The 7398-nt window shown below is 75.0% G+C and carries 7 protein-coding genes; 3 read left to right on the top strand and 4 right to left on the bottom strand.

Features of this window, described 5'->3' with window-relative positions; genetic code table 11:
• Positions 1-87: 87 nt before the first annotated feature.
• On the bottom strand, positions 88-966 hold the full coding sequence (gene folP / locus C2L58_RS06680; protein WP_103336664.1) for a dihydropteroate synthase: 879 nt from the start codon (positions 964-966) through the stop codon (positions 88-90).
• 94 nt (positions 967-1060) lie between these two features.
• Here folP and C2L58_RS06675 point away from each other — a divergent pair, with 94 nt between their 5' ends.
• The gene (locus C2L58_RS06675) at positions 1061-1708 is read left to right on the top strand and encodes a rhomboid family intramembrane serine protease (protein ID WP_103336663.1); all 648 of its coding nucleotides are present in this window, start codon (positions 1061-1063) and stop codon (positions 1706-1708) included.
• Here C2L58_RS06675 and C2L58_RS06670 read toward each other — a convergent pair.
• Together C2L58_RS06670 and C2L58_RS06665 are read right to left on the bottom strand one after the other, a co-directional pair.
• A complete protein-coding gene (locus tag C2L58_RS06670) occupies positions 1701-2204 on the bottom strand; it encodes a YceI family protein (protein ID WP_103336662.1) in 504 nt (167 codons plus the stop codon). The two genes, C2L58_RS06675 and C2L58_RS06670, sit on opposite strands and share 8 nt — an antisense overlap.
• Positions 2201-2758: a hypothetical protein gene (locus C2L58_RS06665; protein WP_103336661.1), complete on the bottom strand. Its 558-nt coding sequence runs from the start codon at positions 2756-2758 to the stop codon at positions 2201-2203. Before C2L58_RS06665 ends, C2L58_RS06670 begins: the two co-directional genes overlap by 4 nt.
• Positions 2759-2879: 121 nt before the next feature.
• Here C2L58_RS06665 and C2L58_RS06660 point away from each other — a divergent pair, with 121 nt between their 5' ends.
• Entirely contained in the window at positions 2880-5648 is a 2769-nt protein-coding gene (locus C2L58_RS06660) for an ATP-binding protein (protein ID WP_103336660.1), read from the top strand.
• Here the strand turns inward: C2L58_RS06660 and C2L58_RS06655 are convergent.
• Positions 5614-6393 carry an alpha/beta fold hydrolase gene (locus C2L58_RS06655; protein ID WP_103336659.1) on the bottom strand — a complete coding sequence of 260 codons (780 nt, stop codon included), beginning with the start codon at positions 6391-6393 and terminating at the stop codon, positions 5614-5616. The genes C2L58_RS06660 and C2L58_RS06655 overlap by 35 nt on opposite strands.
• A 216-nt stretch (positions 6394-6609) precedes the next feature.
• Here C2L58_RS06655 and C2L58_RS06650 point away from each other — a divergent pair, with 216 nt between their 5' ends.
• The gene (locus tag C2L58_RS06650) at positions 6610-7332 is read left to right on the top strand and encodes a trypsin-like serine peptidase (RefSeq protein ID WP_103336665.1); all 723 of its coding nucleotides are present in this window, start codon (positions 6610-6612) and stop codon (positions 7330-7332) included.
• The last annotated feature ends 66 nt before the right edge of the window (positions 7333-7398 follow it).

The raw sequence follows: 7398 nt of genomic DNA, 5'->3' as shown, positions 1-7398 counted from the left end.
TGCGCTCTGTGTTGCGGGCCCGGCTCAAAGTGATTTCACGGCCTCAGGCGACGGGATGACCACCGTGCTCCTTCTGTCTGAGGGGGCTCAGTCCACAACGGACTCGAGGCTCGCGATCGCCTCCACCGCTTCCCGGGTCTCGCGGACGTTGTGTGCCCTGAACACTGCGGCGCCCGCCTGCGCCGCGATCGCCGTGGCCGCCAGGGTGCCTGCCAGGCGGTCGTGGGCTTCCACGTCCAAGGTCTCGCCGATCAGGTCCTTGTTCGACAGTGCCACCAGTACCGGCCAGCCGGTTGCCACGAGCCGGTCGAAGTGCCTCAGCAACTCCAGGCCGTGGCGGGTGCTCTTGCCGAAGTCGAACGTCGGGTCGATCAGCACGCCGCCGCGAGGCACGCCCGCCGCGACCGTGCGTGAAGCCGCCTCCGTCAGCTCCGCCACCACGTCCGCCACGACGTCGTCGTAACGAGGCCAGAACGGGCGCTCCGGGGTCGGTGCCGGGTACGGGTCCGTGCGCACCGGCATGCCGCCGACGTGGGAGCAGACGTACCCCGTGCCGAACTCCGCGGCGATCTCGACCAGCTTCGGGTCGGCGCCCGCCCAGGTGTCGTTGAGCAGGTCGGCGCCCGCTTCGCAGACCTGGCGGCCGACCTCGTGGCGCCAGGTGTCGACGCTGATGACGAGCTCCGGGTGGCGCCGGCGCACCTCGGCGACGAACGGCACCACCCGCCTGCTCTCCTCGTCGACGTCGACCTCCGGGCCGTCGCCCGCCTTGACCCCGCCGATGTCCACGATGTCGGCGCCCGCGGCGACCGCGCGGTCCACCGCGTCCAGGGCCGCGGTGCCGGCGAAGGTCGCGCCCTTGTCGTAGAACGAGTCGGGCGTGCGGTTGACGATGGCCATGACCAGCGCGCGGTCGGCGGGCATGCGACGGCCGCGGAAGACCATCTCCGGCCGGTGTGACGTCATGCGCCCAACCCTGCCAGGTCACGGCTGGGTCCGGAACGCCACGTCCGGCGCCCGCGCCGGTTATCCTCGGCCGCAACGGGAGCAGGGGGACGAAATGAGCGAGGAACCGGTCCGCGGTGACGCCGAGGCGATGATCGCCGAGGCCAAGAAGGCCCTGTGGGTGATGGTCGGCCTGCTGGCCGCGCTGTGGGTGATCCAGCTGGTCAACGCGCCCAGCGGCTACGACCTGAGCCGGGAGTTCGGCATCGAGGCGCGCGACCCGGCGTCGCTGCCGGAGATCCTCACCTCCCCCTTCCTGCACTACAGCTGGGGCCACATCGAGGGCAACTCGGGGCCGCTGTTCATCTTCGGCTTCCTCGCCGCCTACCGCGGGGTGAAGAAGTGGGTCGGCGTCAGCCTGCTGATCGTCGTCGCCAGCGGCCTCGGCGTCTGGTTCATCTCGCCGGCCCACTCGGTCACGGTCGGCGCCAGCGGCCTGGTCTTCGGCTACTTCGGCTACATCATCGTGCGCGGGCTCTTCGACCGGCACCTGATCGACATCGTGCTCGGGCTGGTGATGGCGTTGTGCTTCGCCTACCAGTTCACCTCCCTGCTGCCGTCCCAGGAAGGGGTCAGCTGGCAGGGCCACCTCTTCGGGTTCGCGGGCGGCATCGTCGGCGGCTGGCTGTTCCGCGACCGGCGCCCCAAGGCGGTCGCCGCCCCCGACCCGGCGACCGCCCTGCTCCCCAAGGACCTCAGCTAGGCGGCTCGAGCTCCGCCTCGACGACGATCCGGACGTACCGGCCGATCAGCGGCCGCGGTGCCCGCATACCGAGCGGGGCGCGGTCCAGCGTCCCGGTGGCGCGGACGCGGGTGCCGCCGTCCGGGACGACGGTCAGGGTCAGCGGGCACGACGTCCCGCGCAGCCGCAGCTCGCCGCTCACTTCCCAGCCGTCGTCGCGCCGCCGGGCGCCGGTGGCCGTGAAGGTCATCGCCGGCTGGGCGGCGCTGTCCAGCAGGGTGGGCTTGCGGAGGTCGGCGTCGCGGCGCGCGTTCCGCGTGTCGAGGGCGCCGAGGTCCAGCTCCGCCTGGACGGCGAGCACCTCGCCGTCGCGCACCTCGACGGTGCCCGTGCGGACCGGAATCGTGCCGCGGACCCGGTTGACGCCGAAGTTGCGGACCTCGAAGGCGGCCGTCGTCCGTCCACTGCGGACGGTCCAGGTCCCGGTGCGCAGCGCGGGGGCGGTGTGCGGGCTCATCGCGCACCCGCCGGGGCCGGCAGGGCCGCGTGCCGGACGCGGTGCAGGTCGACCCGGTCCGCGCCGGGCAGCAGCGCGGGGTCCTCGCCGGACAGCAGTTCGGTGGCCATGATCGCGTCCTGGACGGCCTCGATCGTCGCCAGCGACGCGGCGAACCCCACGACGACCAGCGAGCGGTCTTCGGCGATCAGGGCGTACGTCGTCCCGACGCCCTCGATGTCCCGCACGGCGGGCCAGATGCGTTCGCGCCCGGCGCGCTGCTCGGCGGCCGACTGGTCGGCCCCGCGCGGCCCGTCGAACCAGGTGAGCTGGGCGTAGGCGGCGGCGTCGGACGCCGTCTGCACGTCGGCGACCCGGTAGACGCCGGTGTCGAGCCAGGCGGTCCCGGCGGGCCGCCGGGCCGCGGCCTCGCCCGCCGCCGCGGCGTCGGGCCAGAAGGTGACGACCGCGCCGGCCTGGCCGCCGAGCTGGGTGAGCGTGGCGGCGCCGAGGGCGCCCTCGCCGAGGTCGTGGGTCCCCAGCGGACTCCTGAACTGGTGGATGGTGGCGTGCATCGGATGCTCCTTTTCGCTGGTCACTGCGTTGGGAGTCACTCTCGCCGCGCTCCGCGGGCCGGGCATCAGTGCCAGTACGGAGAACGACGCGCAAACCGGACGCGGAGGGGATACTGCTCGGGTGACGCGCAGCGAACCGTTCGTCGGGCGGGCCGGTGCCGTGGCCGACCTGCGCGCGTGGCTCGCGGCGGCGGACGGCGGCAGCGGCGCGCTGGTGCTCGTCGGCGGGCCGGCGGGGATCGGCAAGACCCGCCTGGCCGAGACGGTCACCGGCCCGGCCGCGGTCTGGGGCCGCTGCGTCGACGACCCGGGAGCGCCGCCGCTGTGGCCGTGGCGGCGGGTGCTGCGGGCCCTGCCGGCGGCGGGCGCGGAGGTCGACCGCGCCCTCGCCGACCTCGACGATCGCGCCGGCACCGACCTGGTCGCAGCCCGGTTCCGGTTCGTCGCGCTGGCCGCCGACGCGCTGGTCGCGGCGGCCGAGCCGGCCGGGCTCGTCGTGGTCCTCGAAGACGTCCACTGGGCCGACGAGGCGTCGCTGCGGCTGCTGCGGCACCTGGCCGGCGAGATCCGCCGGTCGCGGCTCGCCGTGGTCGCGACCTACCGGGACACCGACGCGGCCGGGCCGCTCTTCGAGGCCCTCCCAGAGCTGCTGGGCCGGCCCGGGACGGAAAGCCTGCGCCTCGAGCCGCTGACCGAGCCTGACGTCCGCGCCTACCTCGCCGAGGCCGGCCGGGTGGGCGTCGACGCGCGCGACGCGCTGCGGCGCTCGGGCGGGAACCCGCTCTACCTCAAGGCGGTGGCCCGGTCGTCGGCGACCGGCGGCGGCGAAGCCGAGCTGCGGCACCTCGTCCGCACCACCGTCGCCGGGCTGGACGCCGGGGCGCGGGAACTGCTGGCGATCGCCTCGGTCCTCGGCGAGGAGGTCGACGCGCACGTCGTCGCCGAGGTGGCCGCGCGGCCGGACGGCGACGTCGTCACGGCACTCGACCGGGCGGTGCGGGCCGGGGTCCTGCGGCCCGCCGTCGCCGGCTCGCGGCGGTTCGCCCACGCCGTCGTGCGCGACGGGATCTACGCCGACCTCGACCAGGGCGTCCGCGAGGAGCTGCACGCCCGGACGGCGGCCGCGCTGGAGCACCGGGCCGAGCCGGGGGTGGTGGCCGGGCACTGGCTGCGGGCCACGGCGACCCCCGACGCCCTCGCCCGGGCCGCGGACTGGGCCGAAACGGCGGCCCGGGACGCCACCCGCTCGCTCGCCTTCACCGAAGCCGCCCGGTTCCTGGCCCTCGCGCTCGGCTGCCGCCGCCGCGCGGGCACCCGCGACGGCCTCGCCGCCCTGCTCGTCGACCTGGCGACCGCGGAGTACCGGGCGGGCCGGTTCGCGCGCAGCTTCGGCCACGCGCGCGAGGCCGCGGAGCTGACGTCCGACCCGGCGCTCGCCGCCGCCGCGGCGCTCGTCGTCCGCGACACCGCCGCGCCCGGCCTGCTGCCGGAGATGGCCGCGCTCACGGCGGCCGCGCTGGCCGCGATCGGCCCCGACGCCGACCCTGTCGTGCGGGCGAAGCTGCTGGCGCAGTCGGCCTCGGTCGCGGCCGACAGCGGGAAGACCGGCGAAGCGATGAAGACCGCCGACGAAGCCTTGGCCCTTGCGGAATCCTCCGGCGACCAGGAGGCGCGCCTGGACGCCGTTCGCGCCCGGCTGAAGACCCGCCCGCGCGAGCTGCCGCTGGCCGAACGGCTGCGGTTCGGCGCGCTCGCCGTGTCCCTCGGCGGCCCCGCCCGGCCGCTCGTGGCGCTGTGGGGGCACAAGTGGCGGATCGACGCGGCGTTCGAAGTCGGCACGGTCCCGGTCGTCGAGACCGAGCTTGCCGCGATCTCCGAGCTCGCGGCGACGACGCGGCTGCCGCTCGTCCGCTGGCACGAGCTGCGGCTGCGGGCGTCGGTGGCCGCCTACCGCGGCGCGTTCGCCGAGAGCCGCGAGCTGAACCGGCTCGCGGGCGAGCTCGCCGGGGCGGAACTGGCCGAGGACCGGTCCACGCTCGCGATGTCCTTCGCCTTCTCCCAGCAGCTGGCGGAGGTGGTCGGCGACCCGGCCGAGCTGCCCGGCGGCTACGACGAACTGCTGGCGATCGCGCCCCCGATCCCGATCACGATCGTCTCCCGGCCGCTCTGCGCCCTGGTCACCGGCCGCCGGAACGAGGCGCGCGCCGGGTACGACGCCCTGCGCCCGCGCCTGCGCGACCCCGACTTCCTCGGGCACTCACCGGGCATCGGCCCGAACCTGCTCCCGCTGCTGGAGGCGTTCGAGGACCTCGAAACCGCGGAGTGGCTCGCGAACCGGATGGCCGGCGAGCCGCCGTTCGGCTCGGGCGGGGCGGGCACCTTCTGCAGCGACTGCTCGAGCAGCTGGGCCGGCCGCCTGGCCGCGCTCCTCGGCCGGCACGCCGAGGCCGTGCCGCTGTTCGAGGCGGCGATCGCCTGGGACACCCGGCTCGGCGCCCGGCCCTACGTCGTGCACAACCGCGTCCGCCTGGCGCGCGAACTCGCGGCCCTGGGCGAGCCGGCTCGCGCGGAGCCCCTGGCCCGGCAGGCCGCCGACGAAGCCCGGCGGCTCGGCATGCCCGGCTGGGTCCGGGACGCCACCGCGCTGCTCGACCGGGTGCGGACCGAGGCCGATCCGCTGACCGGCCGCGAGCGGGAGGTCGTGGCCCTGGTGGCCGGTGCGCTGAGCAACCGCCAGATCGCCCACCGGCTGGTGCTGTCCGAGCGCACGGTGGAAAGCCACGTCCGCAGCGTCCTGGCCAAGCTGGGCCTGGCGAACCGGACCGAGGTGACGGCGTGGGCGCACCGCCGCGGTCTCACGCCGGATCGAACGCGAACACCGCCTCGGTGAACTGGTCCGGGTCGAAGTCCATGGCCTGGTGGGCCTGGCCGCGCATCGGCACGACGTCGGCACCGGGAATCCGGTCCGCCACCGCCTGGGCGGCGAGCCGGAGATAGCCCGGGCTCTCCGTGCCGGCGAACAGCCGGACCGGGACGGCGATCTCGCCGAGCCGATCGTCGAACACCATGTTCTCGACGACGTCCAGTTCGCGCGGGATCGTGGGCGCGGCGGCCACCCGGGCGCGCCAGACCGGGGTGCCGCGCATCGCCTCGACGTCCGCCGGAGGGAGCCGGAGCGCCTCCTGCAGGAAGATCTCGAGGATCTCTTCGGGATCTTCCGCGGCCCGCATCCGGCTTCGCGCGTCCGGCCCGACCACGGCCCCGCCCGGCTCGGGCCGCGGCGGTTCGTAGGCCACGAGCCGCCGGACCGCCTTCGTGGCCCGGACGGCTTCCAGCGCGCACAGGGCGCCGTAGGAGTGCGCGAGGAGGTAGACGTCTCCCCCGGCGGCTTCGGCGACGGCGGCGATGTCCTCGCCCTCGCGCCGGATGGCGTACCCGGGCGCTTCGGCTCGGCTGAGGCCCCGGCCGCGGCGGTCGACGAGGTACAGGCGGTAGCGCCGGGCGAGCCGGTCCTTCACCGCCGACCAGCGCGTGTGGTCGGCGCCGGTGCCGTGGACGAGGACCATCGGCGGCCCGTCACCGGTGGTCTCGAAGCCGATGACCGTCCCGTCGGGCGAAGTGACCGATGCCGTCATGGTCCGAGGCTAACCGCGTCCGCCGGGTCCGCCGCCGCCTCGCGCCGAAGACCGCGCTTTCGGGCGGCCCGTCCCTGTGTGGCGCTGTGCGGTCGCTATGAGGTCGCTGTGCATCCGGCTCCGCACGCTGCGGAGGCGGCGGTGCTGTGGTGATCTGAAGCGGTGGCGATCGAGTTTCCCCGCACCGCGCTGACGGCCGCGGCGGCGTTGCTGGTCATGGGGACCGGGCTGGTCCTCGGCACCGGCACGACCGCCGACGACGCCTACGCCGCGGGCGCGCCTGCGCCGGTCACCACTCCGGTGACCACTCCGGTCGCCGCCGCCCCGGTCGTCTCGCCCGCTCCGGCGAAACCTGCCGCCTCCCCGGTCGGGGCGCTGTTCGCGGGCGGGCGCCACTTCTGCACGGCGAGCGTCGTGCACTCCACCGCCGGCGACCTCGTCCTGACCGCCGCGCACTGCGTCCGGGACGGCATGACCTTCGCCCCGGGCTACCACGACGGCGTCGCGCCGCTGGGGATGTGGACGGTGACGTCGGCGACCGTCGCCGGCGGCTGGACGTCTTCGGCGGACCCGGATCTGGATTTCGCGTTCCTGACCGTCCGGCAGAGCGGAAACCCGGCCTCACTGGAAAGCCTCACCGGCGCGAACGTGCTCGGCACCAATCGCGGATTCGAGCACCGGATCACCCTCACGGGTTACCCCGACACGACCGATTCCCCGGTCGTCTGCGACGGGGACACCACGCGTTCCGGCAGTTACCAGCTGCGCGTGGCGTGCCCCGGTTTCCCGGACGGAACCAGCGGCGGGCCGTGGGTGACGGGCGGTGCGGTGATCGGCGTGATCGGCGGTTACCAGCTCGGCGGCGACACCCCGGACGTTTCCTACAGCGCCTGTTTCGACGACGACATCGCGAAGCTGTACGCGTCGGTCACCGGCTAGACGAGTAATGCGTAACTCGGTCAGTGGTCGTAGGCGGTCAGGGATCGGGTGATGGGTTGGCCGGTG

It is taken from the genome of Amycolatopsis sp. CA-126428 (assembly GCF_002904335.1).
Classification (GTDB): Bacteria; Actinomycetota; Actinomycetes; order Mycobacteriales; family Pseudonocardiaceae; genus Amycolatopsis.
The sequence above is the reverse complement of the archived record's forward strand: the minus strand, read 5'-3'. Positions and strand labels throughout refer to the sequence as shown.